The following is a 17,749-nucleotide window of genomic DNA, read 5'->3' as shown; positions in this document are numbered from 1 at the left end:
TCACCGGCCGCCGAACTTGTCGCTCATCATCGTGAAGATCTGCTCGGCGCCCTCGCCCAGGTGGGGTCCGGCCAGCCAGCCGGCCGTCACCGGGCCGATGGAGGTGTTGGACACCAGCGCAAGCTTGCCGTTCGACGCCTCGCTGAACCAGCCGCCGCCGGAGGAACCGCCGGTCATCGTGCAGCCGATGCGGTACATCGTCGGCGTCGAGGGGCTGATCGAGAGCCGCCCCGGACGGTCCACGCACTTGTGCATGATCAGACCGTTGTACGGCGGAGCGGCCGGGTAGCCCCAGGCGCCCATCGCGCTGATCTGCGCCACCTCGGGAGCGTCGAAGTTGACCGGCAGGGCGTTGCCCACCGTCTCCTCCAGGGACTTGGTGCCCTTCTCCGGCTTCACGTGCAGCACCGCGTAGTCGTACGGGGCGCCCTCGCCGCCGGTGGGGCCGCCGTCGCGCATCCACTCGCCCGAGGTCGCGGCCCAGTCCGCCCAGTAGGCGCCGTACGGGGCGATCTCGTAACTCTGGGCGTTCTCCAGCGCCGCGGCGCTCTTGCCCTTGTCGTTGTACGCGGGCACGAAGACGATGTTGCGGTACCAGCCGCCCTTGGAACCGGCGTGGACGCAGTGCCCGGCGGTCCAGACGAGGTTGGACCTGCCCGGGTTCTTCGGGTCCTTGACGACGGTGCCCGAGCAGACCATGGAGCCCTCGGGCGAGTCGAAGAAGACTTTCCCGACCGGGGCGGCGTAGTTGTGGTACGGCGTCTTCTCGGGCTGGGCCGTGACGGGCTTGGGCTCGGGGTCGGTGACGCCCTGGTCGCCCGAGAAGTCCCCGGCGGACATGGTCTTGGCGGGGTCCTTGGCGGACTTCATCCGGTCGGGCTTCCACAGCCCCTCGATGACCGGGTTGACGAAGTCCTTGGCCTCACGCAGCCAGGTGTCCTTGTCCCAGTTCTTCCACTCGCCGTTCTTCCACTTGTCGAGGTCGACGCCGTGCTTCTTGAGCGTGTCGGCCAGACCGTCGGGCAGACCGCCGGAGCCGTCCTTGCCCGCGGAGGCCGAGGCGCTCGGCTTGTCGGACGCCTGGTCCTCCTCCGGACCGCAGGCGGTGGCCGTCAGCGTGAGCGCGGCGACGAGTCCGGCCGCGGTGAGCAGCGGACGTATGGATCGCATGGTGAAAATCCCCCTGAAAGCATGGAAATGGCATGAGCGTGTCATGCCGCAGACCGGGCCGGCCACGTGCCGGCCACGGCGCGGGCACCACCCTATGACGGGTGGAAGGGTGTTCGGCGCCACGTCCGCACCACGGGCCGCGGCACGAAGCGGCTCAGGGGCCCTCGGCGGCCGGTGCGCCGAGAACCCCTGAGGAACCGTCATCCGCCCCCGGGCGGACGGCGATCCGGTGTCACTCGTTCGCGTACTTCTTGCTGACCGCGTCGTAGACGCCCTTGGCCTCCTTGCCGAGGCGGGGTCCGGCCAGCCAGCCGGCCGTCACCGGGCCGATGGAGGTGTTGGAGACGAGCGCGGGCTTGCCGTCCTGCCCGGTCGCGACCCAGCCGCCGCCGGAGGAACCGCCGGTCATCGAGCAGCCGATGCGGTACATCGTCGGGTCGTCCTCGGTCAGTGAGAGCCGGCCCGGCTTGTCCTGGCAGCGGTAGAGCTTCTGGCCGTCGTACGGCGGGGCCGCCGGGAAGCCGGTCGCCGTCATCGCGGCGATCTTGGGCACCGCCGGGGCGTTGAAGTCGACCGGAAGCGCCGAACCGACCGTCTCCTCCAGGGACTTGCCGTCCGACCCCTTCTCCGGCGTCACATGCAGCACGGCGAAGTCGTACGGTGCGCCGAGCCCGCCGACCGACGCGCCCTGGTCGATCCACTGCTGCGAGGTCTGCGCCCAGGAGCCCCACCACACGCCGTAGGGGGCGATCTTTTCCTTGGGCGGGTTCTTGCGCAGCTCGTCGATGGACAGGCCCGTGTTGTTGTACGAGGGCACGAAGGCGATGTTGCGGTACCAGCCGCCCTTCTTGCCCGCGTGCACGCAGTGGCCCGCCGTCCACACCAGGTTGGACTTGCCCGGGTGCGCCGGGTCCTGCACCACGGTCGCCGAGCAGACCATGGAGCCCTCGGGACTGTCGAAGAACAGCTTCCCCGACTCCGGGGCGGCGTCGTGCAGCGGCGTCCGCACGCCCACGGCCCGCACCGGCACGGGCGTCGGGTCCGTCACACCCACATCGCCGGAGATGTCGTTGTCGACCGGCTGCTCGGGCGCCTTGTCGGCGTCCCGCATCCGGTCCCCGTCCCAGAGCCCCTCGATGATCGGGTTGACGAAGTCCTTGGCCTCACGCAGCCAGGTGTCCTTGTCCCAGTTCTTCCACTCGCCGTTCTTCCACTGGTCGAGGTCGATCCCGTGCTGCTTGAGCCGGTTCTTCAGATCGTCCGGGACGGTGATCCCGCCGTCCGACGACGGGCCCGTGGCGCTGCTGCTCGGCTCGGAGGCCGCCTTCTCCTCGTCCGGCCCGCAGGCCGTGGCGGTGAGGGCGAGGACCGCGGTGACCGCGGCGACGGCCAGCACGGGGGAGGGGGAGCGGCGCGCGCTCCCGCCCCGGCGTGCGGTGAACCCTGGTCGTATGAGTCGCATCTGGTGATCCCCCTGGGACTTCGTAACCCAACGCTTCCGTACTGCACATGCGGCCCCTGCGGGCCCCGTCCGCCGGACGGCGGCTCACCCCCGGGCGGACGGCCGCGGTCACCGGGAGGACGTCCCGGGCCATGGCACGGCCCCCCACTATGCCGGTGACGCCGCGGGCGGCGTGCGGCAGGGCACCGTTCCGCGAGGATCTTCGGATTTACCCGTGATCTCCCGCCCCCGGCGTCGTTGGTACGTACGGGGGACACGCAGACAGGGTTCACCCGTGCGGTCCGTCCGTACGGAATCGTGCCGACGTGCAACGCAACTGTTACAGCGGGAGGAACAACAGCCGTGGCCGTGACCGAACCAGCTCCGGCACCGCATCCGACGCCGCACGAGGGCATCCTGCGCCGTCAGTCGCTGCGCGAGTCGTCCGCGCGCACCTACGCGCGCTCGCTGCCGATCGTTCCGGTGCGGGCGAGGGGTCTGACCATCGAGGGCGCGGACGGGCGGAGGTATCTGGACTGCCTGTCCGGGGCGGGCACGCTGGCCCTCGGGCACAACCACCCGGTGGTCCTCGAAGCCATCAAGAAGGTCATCGACTCCGGCGCCCCGCTGCACGTGCTGGACCTCGCCACACCGGTCAAGGACGCCTTCACCACCGAGCTGTTCGCCACCCTGCCCCGGGAGTTCGCGGACAACGCCCGCATCCAGTTCTGCGGCCCCGCCGGAACGGACGCGGTCGAGGCGGCGTTCACCCTGGTCCGCGCCGCCACCGGCCGCAGCGGGCTGCTGGCCTTCACCGGCGCCTACCACGGGATGACGGCGGGCGCCCTCGCCGCGTCCGGCGGCGCCGAGGACGTCCGGGTGACCCGGCTGCCCTTCCCGCAGGACTACCGCTGCCCGTTCGGCACCGGCGGCGAGCGCGGCGCGGAGCTGGCCGCGCGCTGGACGGAGAGCGTGCTCGACGATCCCAAGAGCGGCACCCGCACCCCGGCCGGCATGATCCTCGAACCCGTCCAGGGCGAGGGCGGCGTCAACCCCGCTCCCGACGGCTGGATGCGCCGGATGCGGGAGATCACGGCCGCCCGCTCCATTCCTCTGATCGCCGACGAGGTGCAGACCGGGGTCGGCCGGACCGGCGCCTTCTGGGCCGTCGAGCACAGCGGCACCGTCCCCGACGTGATGGTCCTCTCCAAGGCCATCGGAGGTTCGCTGCCGCTCGCCGTCGTCGTCTACCGCGCCGAACTCGACACCTGGCAGCCCGGTGCGCACGCCGGTACCTTCCGGGGCAACCAGCTCGCCATGGCCGCCGGCGCCGCCACCCTCGCCTACGTCCGGGAGAACCGCCTCGACCGGCGTGCCGGTGAGCTCGGCGCCCGGATGCTCGCCGGACTGCGGTCCCTGGCCGGACACCATCCAAGCATCGGCGACGTCCGGGGGCGCGGACTGATGATCGGCGTGGAACTCGTCGATCCGGAGGCACCCGCCGACGCCACCGGCGCCGCACCGCCCGACCCGGCCCTCGCCACCGCCGTCCAGCAGGAATGCCTCAGCCGCGGTCTCATCGTGGAACTCGGCGGCCGCCACTCCACGGTCGTCCGCCTTCTCCCGCCCCTCACGCTCACCGACGAACAGGCGGCGGCAGTCGTCGACCGCCTCGCCGACGCGCTGGCCGCCGCCGAGCGCTCCCCGCACCGACGGACCGCGACCGGGTCGGTCCGCTGATTCCGCACACCCCCACAGAAAGACCGCCGTGAACCCCACCCCCGCGCCCGAGGCCGACGGCCCGCCCTGCACCCACCACCGGGGAGAAGCCGCGAGCTGCGGCCAGCTCGCCGTGGAACCGTCGACCGTGCCGCGCCAGAAGGAGGTGCCGCACGCCCAGTGGCACACTCCCCGGACCGTGTCCCACGCCCCGGCACCGTCCGCCGATCCCCTGGACCATCCCGATCCGCTCCGCGCCGCCGACGCCGCCGGCATCGAGAACCTGCTCCGCTGCTGGGTCCGTGAACGGGACCTGCCCCGCCCCGAGGGCGACACCCTGCGCATTCCGCTCCCCGCCAGCGGCACCGCCCTGCTCGTCCCCGTCCGCCACTGGTCCGCCACCGGCTGGCACCGCTTCGGCCCGCCCGCCCTGGAGACAGCCCCCTGCAGCGCGCCCACCGCCGACGCGGTCACCGTCGCCGCCCTCCTCGGCCGGGAGGCCGGCCACCGCGAGAGCGCAGACATGGTCGGCAGGGTCGCCGATTCGGTACGGCGCACCGCCGGGTTCATCGAGGTACGGCGGCGCCGCCCCGTCGCCCCGGCCGCCGCCGACCTCTTCCTCACCGCCGAGCAGTCGCTCCTGTTCGGCCACCCCCTGCACCCCTCGCCCAAGAGCCGGGAGGGACTCTCCGACACCGAGTCCCGCCTCTACTCTCCCGAGACCCACGGCTCGTTCCCGCTGCACTGGATGGCCGTCGACCGGTCCGTCCTGGCCACCGACTCCGCGTGGACCGCCCGTGGACGCACGGTCCCGGCCGGCGAGCTGGCGGCGCGGCACGCCGAGGGACTGCCCCTCCCGGGGAACACCGTGCCGCTCCCGCTCCACCCCTGGCAGGCCCGCGACCTGATGAGCCGCCCGGAGGTCGCCGCCCTCGCCGACTCCGGGCTCCTCCACGACCTCGGTCCCTACGGCCCCGCCTGGCACCCCACTTCCTCGGTGCGCACCGTCCAGCGCCCCGGCACCGACCTCATGCTCAAGCTCTCCCTCGGCGTCCGCATCACCAACTCCCGCCGGGAGAACCTCCGCAAGGAGCTGCACCGGGGCGTCGAGGTCCACCGTCTGCTGCGCACCGGCCTCGACCGGGTGTGGCAGGAGGCGCACCCCGGCTTCGACATCGTCCGCGACCCCGCCTGGATCGCCGTGGACACCCCCGAGGGCGATCCCGTCCCCGGCCTCGACGTGATGCTCCGTCACAACCCCTTCGGCCGGAACGACGACGCGGTCTGCATCGCCGGTCTCACCGCACCGCGCCCCTGGCCGGACCGGCCGGAGATGCGCTCCCGCCTCGCCGACGTCGTCCGCCGGCTGGCCTCCGTCACCGGACGCACCACGACGGCCGTGGCGGCCGAATGGTTCCTGCGCTACCTGGACCGGGTCGTCCACCCGGTCCTCTGGCTCGACGGCCACGCAGGAGTCGCCCTGGAGGCCCACCAGCAGAACACCCTGGTCCTGCTCGACGCCGAGGGCTGGCCGGTCGGCGGCCGCTACCGTGACAATCAGGGCTACTACTTCCGGGAGTCCCACCGCACCGCGCTCGACCACCGTCTTCCGGGCATCGGAGCGGTCAGCGACACCTTCGTCTCCGACGCCGTCACCGACGAACGCTTCGCGTACTACCTGGGCATCAACAACGTCTTCGGGCTGATCGGAGCGTTCGGCGCCCAGCGCCTGGCCGACGAACAGGTGCTCCTCGCCGCCTTCCGGCGCTTCCTGGGCTCGGCCGCCGTCACCGCCACCGGATCATCGCTCCCCGCCCACCTCCTGGAAACGCCCCGACTGCGCTGCAAGGCCAACATGCTGACCCGCCTCCAGGGCCTCGACGAACTGGTCGGACCCGTCGACACCCAGTCCGTCTACGTCTCCGTCGGCAACCCGCTGCACGGCTGAGAACCGGCCCCTCGCCCGCGCCGGGAACCGTCCGAACCCCCGAGAGAGGAGAGCCCCGCCGTGCCTCCCGCCGATGCGCACACCGACCCCGGGCCCGTCCCACGGACCGGCTCGGGCACCGAGGGCCCACCGGAGCCACGGCTCACGGCGGAACTCCGCGCGCTGCTGGGGACGGAGGCACCGGCGCCCCGGCGCGGCGCGCGGGACTCCGGCCTCCTCGACCGGCCGGGCGAGTGGCCCCCCGTCCCCACATCGGCCGGCGCGTTCCAGCTCGTCCCCGTGACGCCGGCACGCGATCTCCCCACCCTCACCGGCTGGATGAACGACCCGGCCGTCGCGGCCTTCTGGGAACTCGCGGGGGACGAGAGCGTGACGGCCGCGCACCTCACCCCCCAGCTCGACGGCGACGGACGCAGCGTGCCCTGCCTCGGCGTCCTCGCCGGCGTCCCGATGAGCTACTGGGAGATCTACCGGGCCGACCTCGACCGGCTGGCGCGCTACGGCCCGATCCGCCCGCACGACACCGGCATCCACGTGCTCATCGGCTCCGCCGCCCACCGGGGCCGGGGCCTGGGCACCATCCTGCTGCGGGCCGTCGCGGACCTCGTCCTGGACCACCGCCCCCGCTGCACCCGCGTCGTGGCGGAACCCGACGTGCGCAACACCCCGTCCGTCTCCGCCTTCCTCGGCGCCGGATTCCGCTACTCCGCGGAGTTCGCACTCCCGGAGAAGCGGGCCGCGCTGATGGTCCGCGACCGAGCCCACCGTGCCCAGCTGTGAACCCCGCACCGCACCGCTCGCATCCCGTCGGTCCCCTGAGGAGTCCCCGTGCCGAAATATCCCGTGAGCCGTGACGCAGCGGCCCCCTCGCCCCTGCTGCTCAGCACCCCGGAGCTCAACCCGGTGGTCTGGGACCGGGCCGCCGCTCGGATGCTCGCCAAGATGCTCGGCGAGTTCGCGTACGAGGAGGTGATCCAGCCCGTGCCCCGGGCCGTCGGGGACGGCGCGTACAGCCTGGTCCTCGACGACGGCGGCAGCCTCCGCTTCACCGCGCGGCGCGGTGTCTACGGCAGCTGGCGCGTGGCGCCCGACTCGATCCGCGCGGCGGGTATCGCCGCCACCGAGGCCGAGGCGGCCGCCGGAGCGGAGGGTCCCGGGGGACCAGTGGCGGATCCGGACGCGGACAGCGTCCCCTTCCGTGATCCGCTCCAGTTCCTCGCCCGGTCCCGGCGGCTCCTCGGTCTGGACGGCGCCACGCTCGGCCACCTGGTGCGCGAGCTGACGACCACGCTCACGGCCGACGCCCGCCTCGACCACCGGGCGCTGACCGCGGCCGAGCTGGCCGATCTCGACTACGCCGCGCTGGAGGGCCACCAGACCGGCCATCCCTGGATCGTCGCCAACAAGGGGCGGCTCGGCTTCTCCGCCACCGACGCCTCCCGCTACGCGCCCGAGGCACGCGTCCCGGTCACCCTGCCGTGGATCGCCGTCTCCGAGCGGATCGCCGCCTACCGGGGCACCGGTCCGCTCACCGACCGCGAAACGCTCTACGCCCAGGAGCTGGAACCCCGCATCCGCGCCTCCTTCGCCGCCTCGCTGCGCGAGCGGGGCCTCGCCCCCGACGGTTACCTCTTCCTCCCCGTCCACCCCTGGCAGTGGGACGAGTGGATCGTGCCCCTGTTCGCCCCGGCCATCGCGGCGGGCGACATCGTGCCGCTCCACGCCGACGAGGACCTGCGCCTGCCCCAGCAGTCCATCCGCACCTTCGCCAATGTCGCCCGCCCCGACCGGCACACGGTCAAGCTTCCGCTCTCCATCCTCAACACCCTGGTCTGGCGCGGCCTGCCGACCGAACGCACCGTCGCCGCCCCCGCCGTCACCGCCTGGGTGCAGGGACTGCGCGACAACGACCCCTTCCTCCGCGACACCTGCGGCGTGATCCTCCTGGGAGAGGTCGCCTCGGTCACGGTCGAGCACCCGCTCTACGACCACCTTCCCGAGACGCCGTACCAGTTCAAGGAGATCCTCGGCGCGATCTGGCGCGAACCGCTGCCGCCGCGCCTGGCCCCCGGCGAACGCGCCCGCACCCTCGCCTCCCTGCTGCACACGGACCCGCGGGGCCGCTCCTTCACCGCGGAACTGGTCGCCCGCTCGGGACTCACCCCGACCGCCTGGCTCACCCGGCTCTTCGCCGCGCTCCTCCCGCCGCTGCTGCACTTCCTCTACCGCTACGGCACCGTCTTCTCCCCGCACGGCGAGAACGCCATCGTGGTCTTCGACGGGAACGACGTCCCCGTCCGGCTGGCGATCAAGGACTTCGTCGACGACGTGAACGTCAGCGCCCGGCCGCTGCCGGAGCACGACTCGATGCCCCGGGACGTGCGCGACGTCCTGCTCACCGAGGAACCCGCCTTCCTCACCCAGTTCATCCACTCGGGGCTCTTCACCGGCGTCTTCCGCTTCCTCTCCCCGCTCTGCGAGGAGCAGCTGGACGTTCCGGAGGACACTTTCTGGTCACTCGTGCGGGCGGAGATCCTGCGCCACCACGCCCGGTTCCCGGAGCTGAAGGAGCGGTTCGAACTGTTCGACATGCTGACGCCGCGGATCGAGCGTCTCTGTCTGAACCGCAACCGCCTGCATCTGGACGGCTACCGCGACCGGCCCGAGCGCCCGCACGCGGCCGTCCACGGCAGCGTCGCCAACCCGCTGCACCCCGCCCCCTGAGTCCAGGAATGACCGTCGGTGTCAGTGGCGCCCCGTAGGCTGGCCGGGCTATGACGAAGCCAACCCTCCCCGATCTCCTGCACGCCGCCGTGACCGCCGTCGGCGGTACGGAGCGCCCCGGACAGGCCGCCATGGCCGGTGCCGTCGCCGAGGCCGTAGACGACCAATCCCATCTGCTCGTCCAGGCGGGCACCGGCACGGGCAAATCGCTCGGCTATCTGGTGCCCGCCCTGGCGCACGGCGAGCGCGTCGTGGTGGCCACGGCGACGCTGGCGCTCCAGCGGCAGCTCGTGGAGCGCGATCTTCCGCGGACGGTCGACGCCCTGCATCCGCTGCTGCGCCGCCGTCCGCAGTTCGCCATGCTGAAGGGCCGGTCGAACTACCTCTGTCTGCACCGCCTCCACGAGGGTGTGCCGCAGGACGAGGAGGAGGGACTCTTCGACCCCTTCGAGGCGGCGGCCCCGTCGAGCAAGCTCGGCCAGGACCTGCTGCGCATGCGCGACTGGGCGGACGAGACGGAGACCGGCGACCGGGACGACCTCACGCCCGGCGTCTCGGACCGGGCCTGGGGCCAGATCTCGGTCTCCTCGCGTGAATGCCTGGGCGCCACCAAGTGCGCGTACGGCGCCGAGTGCTTCGCCGAGCAGGCCCGGGAGCGGGCGAAGCTCGCCGATGTCGTGGTGACCAACCACGCGCTCCTGGCCATCGACGCCATCGAGGGCGCCCCGGTCCTCCCGCAGCACGAGGTGCTGATCGTCGACGAGGCGCACGAGCTGGTCTCCCGCGTCACCGGCGTCGCCACCGGAGAGCTCACCCCCGGCCAGGTCAACCGCGCGGTGCGCCGGGCGGCGAAGCTGGTCAACGAGAAGGCGGCCGATGCCCTGCAGACCGCCTCCGAGGGCTTCGAGCGGGTCATGGAGCTGGCGCTGCCCGGCCGCCTGGAAGAGGTCCCGGAGGATCTGGGATACGCGCTCACGGCGCTGCGCGACGCCGCCCGTACGGTGATCACCGCGCTCGGCTCCACCCGCGACAAGTCCGTCCAGGACGAGGACGTGGTCCGCAAGCAGGCACTGGCCTCCGTGGAGTCGATCCACGGCGTGGCCGAGCGCATCACCCAGGGCTCGGAGTACGACGTCGTCTGGTACGAGCGGGACGACCGCTTCGGCGCCTCGGTGCGGGTCGCCCCGCTCTCCGTCTCGGGACTGCTGCGCGAGAAGCTCTTCTCCGAGCGCTCCGTGGTGCTGACCTCGGCGACGCTCAAGCTCGGCGGGGACTTCAACGGGGTGGGGGCGTCCCTCGGCCTCTCCCCGGAGGGCACGGTCGGCGACGACGTCCCGCAGTGGAAGGGCCTGGACGTCGGCTCGCCCTTCGACTATCCGAAGCAGGGGATCCTCTACGTCGCCCGCCATCTGGCGACCCCGGGCCGGGAGGGTTCCCGGACCGACATGCTGGACGAGCTGGCCGAGCTGGTCGAGGCCGCCGGCGGACGCACCCTGGGGCTGTTCTCCTCGATGCGGGGCGCGAAGGCGGCGGCCGAGGAGCTGCGCGGCCGGCTGGACAAGCCGATCCTGCTCCAGGGGGAGGAGACCCTGGGCGAGCTGATCAAGAACTTCGCGGCCGACCCCGAGACCTGTCTCTTCGGCACGCTCTCGCTCTGGCAGGGCGTCGATGTCCCGGGGCCCAGCTGCCAGCTGGTGGTCATGGACCGGATCCCGTTCCCGCGCCCCGACGACCCGCTGATGAGCGCCCGGCAGAAGTCGGTCGAGCAGGCCGGAGGCAACGGCTTCATGGCCGTGGCGGCCACCCACGCGGCGCTGCTGATGGCGCAGGGGGCCGGCCGTCTCGTCCGGGCGACGGGAGACAAGGGCGTGGTCGCCGTGCTCGACCCCAGGCTGGCCAACGCGCGCTACGGCAGCTATCTGCGGGCTTCGCTCCCCGATTTCTGGTACACGACGGATCGCAATCAGGCACGCCGCTCGCTGGCCGCGATCGACGCGGCGGCGAAGGCCGACGGGAAGTAGACGGGCTGGGTCCGGGCGCGTACGGGACGGCGGCAGCGCCGCCCCTGCGCGCCCGGGACGGCTGTCACGGACGCATGCGACGGGGCCCTTGAGGACCGGCGGGCGCAGCCGGTCCTCAAGGGCCCCGTGATGGTGCTCGAAGGGGTGCGGCCAGGGCCTTCACACCCGGCGCAGCACCGCCACGACCTTGCCGAGGATGGTCGCCTCGTCGCCGGGGATCGGCTGGTACGCGGCGTTGTGCGGGAGCAGCCATACATGGCCGTCCTCGCGCTTGAAGCGCTTGACCGTGGCCTCGCCGTCCAGCATCGCGGCGACGATGTCGCCGTTCTCCGCGACCGGCTGGCGGCGCACCGTGACCCAGTCCCCGTCACAGATCGCGGCCTCGATCATCGAGTCACCGACGACCTTCAGCACGAACAGCTCGCCGTCGCCGACCAGCTGGCGGGGGAGGGGGAACACGTCCTCGACCGACTCCTCGGCGAGGATCGGGCCACCGGCGGCGATCCGGCCGACCAGCGGCACGTACGAGGCGGCGGGCTTGCCGGTGGTGTCCGTGGGCTGGGTGCTCGGCTGGTCGGAGCCGCGCACCTCGTAGGCGCGGGGGCGGTGCGGGTCCCGGCGGAGGAAGCCCTTCCGCTCCAGTGCCATCAGCTGGTGGGCGACGGACGAGGTGCTGGACAGGCCGACCGCCTGGCCGATCTCGCGCATCGACGGGGGGTAGCCGCGCCGCTGGACCGAGTCCCGGATGACCTCGATCACGCGCCGCTGCCGGTCCGTGAGTCCCGAACTGTCCGCCCTGATACCGGGAGGTCGGCCGGGCAGCGAGCGCGCTGGGCGCGCGGGCTCCTCCGCGTTCGTGACTGAGTCATTCATGGCATGCACCGGCTCGAGTCGGCTCTGCGAGCGGTCCTGGGCAGTGATGATGGCACTGTCTGCGGTGGTGGTCACGTCGGCCCCTCTCGAATGGTCTCCCTAGCTGGACAACGGTAGTAGCTTTCGAAAGGTTGCGCCAAACACACGTTCGAGTGAAAAACGAATAAAAGTCTGCCGGTGGTTCGACGTCAGGTGTATGAGCGAAGCTGTGGCGGGCTTTCGCGCGCTCCTGAGCGGTGTCGGCCGGGGGTTCCTCTGCCGTTCCCCCGGCGGGCGGGCCCATGGGCAATTCGGACGATTACGGTAGCGTGCGCCCGCCGGACGCGAAGGTGCGGGGGTGGTTCGCGGGGGTGCGGCGCGCCGTTCGCCGGGCGGTCCGGGCGGCCCGGGAAGGGGAGCCCCGAGATCGGTGGCGCAGCCTGCTTCCCGTACCCTCGTGGTCGGTCGTACGCTGCCTTCCGGCCGCCCGGGGCGCGCGACACGCGCTAGGGCCAAATGCGCGACCCAACCCAAGATCTAGTGGTTGGATTGCTCCAGCCACCCAGAAGTTGTGGTCCCCGTCCGTCGGGGGTGTGGTCATCGCCTATGCTTGAGACCGCTTCGAGGGCCCGTCGCCGGGCCTGAAGAGGCTATTCAGTCGTGCTGTGAAGGAGGGTTGGGAGCCATGCACTGCCCCTTCTGCAGGCACCCCGACAGCCGGGTCGTCGACAGTCGCACCACCGACGACGGGACCTCGATCCGCCGGCGCCGCCAGTGCCCCGACTGCTCCCGCCGTTTCACGACGGTGGAGACCTGTTCGCTCATGGTGGTCAAGCGCAGCGGTGTCACCGAGCCCTTCAGTCGTACCAAGGTCATCTCCGGCGTGCGCAAGGCGTGCCAGGGGCGGCCGGTCACCGAGGACGCGCTCGCCAAGCTCGGCCAGCGGGTCGAGGAGGCGGTGCGGGCCACCGGCAGCGCCGAGCTGACCACCCACGACGTGGGTCTGGCCATCCTCGGCCCCCTGCAGGAACTCGACCTCGTCGCGTACCTGCGGTTCGCGTCCGTCTACCGGGCGTTCGACACCCTCGAAGACTTCGAGGCCGCCATCGCGGAACTCCGCGACGGACGGCCTCCCGCACAAACCCGCGGGACCGGCGAGACCCTTGAGGTCCCCGTTCCCGCCGTCGCCGCCGACTGAGCGGCACCACCTGTCCGCCCGACCGGTCCGACGACCGGCGGCCGGACGGCACGTAGACCTGCTCCGGACGCTGTGCGTGGCGTCGGGGGCATCAGAGACAGACTGTGCCTGGGGAAGTTCTCGGCACTTCAGGGCGTTTTTGCCCACATATGGGAGGCGGCATGACAGAGACGGCGAGCGGCCCGGCACGAGGTTCCCGCGGTAAGGGAGCCAAGTCGACTGCGACCAAGCAGGGCCTGCGTATCGAGCGCATCCACACCACCCCCGGCGTGCATCCGTACGACGAGGTGGTCTGGGAGCGTCGTGACGTCGTCATGACCAACTGGCGCGACGGCTCGATCAACTTCGAGCAGCGTGGCGTCGAGTTCCCCGACTTCTGGTCGGTGAACGCGGTCAACATCGTCACCAGCAAGTACTTCCGCGGGGCCGTCGGCACTCCCCAGCGCGAAACCGGTCTGCGCCAGCTGATCGACCGGATCGTGAAGACGTACCGGAAGGCCGGCGAGGACTACCATTACTTCGCCTCCCCCGCCGACGCCGAGATCTTCGAGCACGAGCTGGCGTACGCCCTCCTGCACCAGATCTTCAGCTTCAACTCTCCCGTCTGGTTCAACGTCGGCACGCCCCAGCCGCAGCAGGTCTCCGCCTGCTTCATCCTGGCCGTCGACGACTCCATGGAGTCGATCCTCGACTGGTACAAGGAAGAGGGGATGATCTTCAAGGGCGGCTCCGGTGCCGGCCTGAACCTCTCCCGCATCCGCTCCTCCAAGGAACTGCTCTCCTCCGGCGGCAACGCCTCCGGTCCGGTCTCCTTCATGCGCGGTGCCGACGCCTCCGCAGGAACGATCAAGTCGGGCGGCGCCACGCGCCGTGCGGCCAAGATGGTCATCCTCGACGTCGACCACCCCGACATCGAGAACTTCATCGAGACCAAGGTGAAGGAGGAGGAGAAGATCCGCGCCCTGCGCGACGCGGGCTTCGACATGGACCTGGGCGGCGACGACATCACGTCCGTCCAGTACCAGAACGCCAACAACTCGGTCCGTGTGAACGACGAGTTCATGAAGGCCGTCGAGTCCGGCGGGAAGTTCGGGCTGCGCGCCCGCATGACCGGTGACGTCATCGAGGAGGTCGACGCCAAGTCCCTCTTCCGCAAGATGGCCGAGGCGGCCTGGGCCTGTGCCGACCCCGGCATCCAGTACGACGACACCATCAACCAGTGGCACACCTGCCCGGAGTCCGGCCGGATCAACGGCTCGAACCCGTGCAGCGAGTACATGCACCTGGACAACACCTCGTGCAACCTCGCCTCGCTGAACCTGATGAAGTTCCTCAAGGACGACGGCAAGGGCAACCAGTCCTTCGACTCGGAGCGCTTCGGCAAGGTCGTCGAGCTGGTCATCACCGCGATGGACATCTCGATCTGCTTCGCCGACTTCCCGACCGAGAAGATCGGTGAGAACACCCGCGCCTTCCGCCAGCTCGGCATCGGCTACGCCAACCTCGGCGCCCTGCTGATGGCGACCGGCCACGCCTACGACAGCGACGGCGGCCGCGCGCTCGCCGGCGCCATCACCTCGCTGATGACCGGCACCTCGTACAAGCGCTCCGCCGAGCTGGCCGCCGTCGTCGGCCCCTACGACGGATACGCCCGCAACGCCGAGCCGCACCAGCGCGTCATGAAGCAGCACGCCGACGCCAACGCCGTCGCCGTCCACGGCGACGACCTGGACAACCCGATCTGGGCCGCCGCGACGGAGGCCTGGCAGGACGTCCTCCGCCTCGGCGCCAAGAACGGCTTCCGCAACGCTCAGGCCTCGGTCATCGCGCCCACTGGCACCATCGGTCTCGCGATGTCCTGCGACACCACCGGCCTGGAGCCCGACCTCGCCCTGGTCAAGTTCAAGAAGCTCGTCGGCGGCGGCTCGATGCAGATCGTCAACGGCACGGTCCCGCAGGCCCTGCGCCGCCTGGGCTACCCGGAGGAGCAGATCGAGGCGATCGTCGCCCACATCGCCGAGCACGGCAATGTGATCGACGCCCCCGGCCTGAAGACCGAGCACTACGAGGTCTTCGACTGCGCGATGGGCGAGCGTTCCATCTCCGCCATGGGCCACGTCCGCATGATGGCGGCCATCCAGCCGTGGATCTCCGGCGCGCTCTCCAAGACGGTGAACCTCCCCGAGACGGCCACCGTCGAGGACGTCGAGGAGGTCTACTTCGAGGCGTGGAAGATGGGCGTCAAGGCGCTCGCCATCTACCGCGACAACTGCAAGGTCGGCCAGCCCCTCTCCGCGAAGACCAAGGAGAAGGAGAAGGAGGCCGTCACGGCCAAGGCCGAGGAGACCATCCGCACCGCGGTCGAGAAGGTCGTCGAGTACCGCCCGGTCCGCAAGCGTCTCCCCAAGGGCCGTCCCGGCATCACCACCTCCTTCACGGTGGGCGGCGCCGAGGGCTACATGACCGCCAACTCCTACCCGGACGACGGTCTCGGCGAGGTCTTCCTGAAGATGTCCAAGCAGGGCTCCACCCTCGCCGGCATGATGGACGCCTTCTCGATCGCCGTGTCGGTGGGCCTCCAGTACGGCGTTCCGCTGGAGACCTACGTCTCGAAGTTCACCAACATGCGCTTCGAGCCGGCCGGTATGACGGACGACCCGGACGTGCGGATGGCGCAGTCGATCGTCGACTACATCTTCCGCCGCCTGGCGCTCGACTTCCTGCCCTTCGAGACCCGCTCGGCCCTCGGCATCCACTCGGCGGAGGAGCGTCAGCGCCACCTCGACACCGGCTCCTACGAGCCGACCTTCGAGGAGGAGCAGCTGGAGGCCGAGAGCCGGGCCCAGTCGGCCCCCCTCCAGGCGGAGCCCCTGAAGGCCGTCGCCCCCCTCGAAACCCCCGCCCCGAAGACCGCGCACACCTCGGCGGAGCTCGTCGAGATGCAGCTCGGCATCAGCGCGGACGCCCCGCTCTGCTTCTCCTGCGGTACGAAGATGCAGCGCGCCGGCTCCTGCTACATCTGCGAGGGCTGCGGCTCGACCAGCGGCTGCAGCTGACAGCGGACGCAACCGCATCCGATGCCTCGTTGAGCATCGGCTGCGGACGTCACTGACCTGACGAGGCGAGAGGGAGCCGGCCATGCGCCGGCTCCCTCTTCCGCGTTGTCGGCCGATGCCGATGCCGATGCCGATGCCGATGCCGATGCCGAACGGAACGGCGCGGGTTAGGGCCACGCGTCGTCACGGCAGGTCAGACGACCGAGGCCCGGAACGGGTCGGTGGGGACGATGCCCACCTCGTCGAAGAGCTGTTCCAGCGCCTCGTGCCCGCGCTTCCTGCGGAAGGCGATCTCGGCCGCGGTGACGGGCAGGACCCACAGGACGCGGGCGCGGCCGCCGGGGACGGGGCAGTGCTCCAGTCCGGGGCCGTGGAGGTACGGCAGACTGATCAGCAAGTGGTCGCAGGCGGAACCCGGCAGCCACGGCTCACCCAGAGGCATGCTGTGCTGGAGGCCGAGCGGGTGCCCGCCGCGGTGGTAGTACGCGGTCATCGCCATCAGATCGATGAAGCGCCGGTCACGGACCTGGGCCGTCATGAGGAACTCGAGACCGTGCTGCCCGGGACCGCTCACGGCGCCGCAGCCCGCGGTCACGTAGGCCCAGCCCGAGTCGCGCGGGCCGGGACCGACGACGAGCACCCGCAGACCGGGAAGCGCCCACCGCCGCTCCGGGCCGACGTCGTAGTCGACGACTTCGACGGAGTGGCCGGCGAAGAAATGCCGGACGTGCGACGCGACGGCGTCCGCCACCCGTGCCCACATGTCGTCGTTCATGGTGTGACCATCGCGGACGAGGGCGACGGCCGACTACCGGGGTCGGGCGACGACGCGGACCGTGTGTCGACGGTGCGCGGCCGGCCGCCGGTCTCCCGGCGCCGCGCCCTCCCGGTCACGCTCCGGCCGGGCGGTTCCCCATGGAGGCGGCGAACGCGTCGGCATCCCCGTCGAATCCGCGGACCGTGTCGTGGAGCCGCCACGCCCCCGAGGGGTCCCGGACGAACTCGGCGACCACAGCGGCCGTCGCGGCGCCGACGGACGAGAAGTCGTCCTCGGCGAGGACGGTGTACCCCTCCCGGATCTGCACTCCGGTGTTCGCCACCTCGGCGAAGGTCCGTCGGCCGTCCCGCTGCTGTATGGCGACTCCGACGACGACCCGGCCGTACGACTCCGAGACCCGGTGCAGCTCCACCGTCATGATCTCGTCGTAACCGAGGCCCTGCCCGGTCCTGCTGTCACGGTTGAGCGTGATCGTGCCGTCGGGAGCACGGCTGTCGAAGTGCACCAGGTACGCGGGGTCGCCGTACGGATCCCCGGCCGGATAGGTCGCCGCGATGATGTCGAGATCGTGATCGGGCTCGCCGTGGGGACTGGGATCCCATTTGAGCCGGATCTCGACCTTCTCGATGTCCTTGTTCGGAGTGCTCATCCGACTTCGCTCCTTCACACGGGGCCGTCGCTCCGGTTTTACCACCCGATGATGTCCGTAACGGACCGTGGAACCAACCGCCTTGGGTTCCAGGGGCGCATTCGGGCCACTGTGCTCCGGGTTCCCGCGTGCCGGTGCTGACCGGTTCTGACGCACTCCGTCCGAGCGTGACCCATGCCACGTCCGGGGCCCG

At 71.2% G+C, this 17,749-nt stretch carries 12 protein-coding genes; 7 read left to right on the top strand and 5 right to left on the bottom strand.

Translation table 11 applies throughout. The features are described 5' to 3' along the window. Both ACFVDM_RS28835 and ACFVDM_RS28830 read right to left on the bottom strand, forming a co-directional pair. Positions 1-1,170, bottom strand: a complete 1,170-nt coding sequence (locus tag ACFVDM_RS28835; protein WP_383646511.1) for a trypsin-like serine peptidase — start codon at positions 1,168-1,170, stop codon at positions 1-3. Positions 1,171-1,402: 232 nt separating this feature from the next. Further along, positions 1,403-2,632, bottom strand: a complete 1,230-nt coding sequence (locus ACFVDM_RS28830) for a trypsin-like serine peptidase (protein ID WP_383646508.1) — start codon at positions 2,630-2,632, stop codon at positions 1,403-1,405. Between the two features lie 342 nt (positions 2,633-2,974). On the opposite strand from ACFVDM_RS28830, the gene ACFVDM_RS28825 reads away from it, so the two are divergent. From ACFVDM_RS28825 to ACFVDM_RS28805, 5 genes are read left to right on the top strand one after another with little or no spacing between them, the layout of a single operon-like run. After that, positions 2,975-4,351 (top strand): diaminobutyrate--2-oxoglutarate transaminase family protein, encoded by a 1,377-nt coding sequence (locus ACFVDM_RS28825; protein WP_383646505.1) that lies wholly within the window; start codon positions 2,975-2,977, stop codon positions 4,349-4,351. Between the two features lie 28 nt (positions 4,352-4,379). Next, the gene (locus ACFVDM_RS28820) at positions 4,380-6,278 is read left to right on the top strand and encodes an IucA/IucC family protein (protein ID WP_383646502.1); all 1,899 of its coding nucleotides are present in this window, start codon (positions 4,380-4,382) and stop codon (positions 6,276-6,278) included. Positions 6,279-6,338: 60 nt separating this feature from the next. Continuing rightward, on the top strand, positions 6,339-7,058 hold the full coding sequence (locus tag ACFVDM_RS28815) for a GNAT family N-acetyltransferase (RefSeq protein ID WP_383646500.1): 720 nt from the start codon (positions 6,339-6,341) through the stop codon (positions 7,056-7,058). Between the two features lie 48 nt (positions 7,059-7,106). After that, the gene (locus tag ACFVDM_RS28810) at positions 7,107-9,002 is read left to right on the top strand and encodes an IucA/IucC family protein (protein ID WP_383646497.1); all 1,896 of its coding nucleotides are present in this window, start codon (positions 7,107-7,109) and stop codon (positions 9,000-9,002) included. Between the two features lie 50 nt (positions 9,003-9,052). Continuing rightward, complete coding sequence (locus tag ACFVDM_RS28805; protein WP_383646494.1) at positions 9,053-11,023, top strand: ATP-dependent DNA helicase; 1,971 nt, start codon at positions 9,053-9,055, stop codon at positions 11,021-11,023. A gap of 159 nt (positions 11,024-11,182) precedes the next feature. On the opposite strand, the gene lexA is transcribed toward ACFVDM_RS28805, so the two are convergent. Then, positions 11,183-11,971, bottom strand: a complete 789-nt coding sequence (lexA, locus tag ACFVDM_RS28800) for a transcriptional repressor LexA (protein ID WP_383646491.1) — start codon at positions 11,969-11,971, stop codon at positions 11,183-11,185. 589 nt (positions 11,972-12,560) lie between these two features. Between lexA and nrdR the strand changes: the two genes are divergently transcribed. Continuing rightward, the gene (nrdR, locus tag ACFVDM_RS28795; protein ID WP_383646488.1) at positions 12,561-13,073 is read left to right on the top strand and encodes a transcriptional regulator NrdR; all 513 of its coding nucleotides are present in this window, start codon (positions 12,561-12,563) and stop codon (positions 13,071-13,073) included. Positions 13,074-13,234: 161 nt separating this feature from the next. After that, a complete protein-coding gene (locus tag ACFVDM_RS28790; RefSeq protein ID WP_383646485.1) occupies positions 13,235-16,129 on the top strand; it encodes a vitamin B12-dependent ribonucleotide reductase in 2,895 nt (964 codons plus the stop codon). 193 nt (positions 16,130-16,322) lie between these two features. On the opposite strand, the gene ACFVDM_RS28785 is transcribed toward ACFVDM_RS28790, so the two are convergent. Both ACFVDM_RS28785 and ACFVDM_RS28780 read right to left on the bottom strand, forming a co-directional pair. Further along, positions 16,323-16,904, bottom strand: a complete 582-nt coding sequence (locus ACFVDM_RS28785; protein ID WP_383646482.1) for a suppressor of fused domain protein — start codon at positions 16,902-16,904, stop codon at positions 16,323-16,325. 115 nt (positions 16,905-17,019) lie between these two features. Then, on the bottom strand, positions 17,020-17,556 hold the full coding sequence (locus ACFVDM_RS28780; protein WP_383646479.1) for a TerD family protein: 537 nt from the start codon (positions 17,554-17,556) through the stop codon (positions 17,020-17,022). Positions 17,557-17,749: the final 193 nt, after the last annotated feature.

Source organism: Streptomyces sp. NPDC057682, assembly GCF_042799575.1.
Classification (GTDB): domain Bacteria; phylum Actinomycetota; class Actinomycetes; order Streptomycetales; family Streptomycetaceae; genus Streptomyces.
This window is presented reverse-complemented; position numbering and strand designations above follow the sequence as displayed.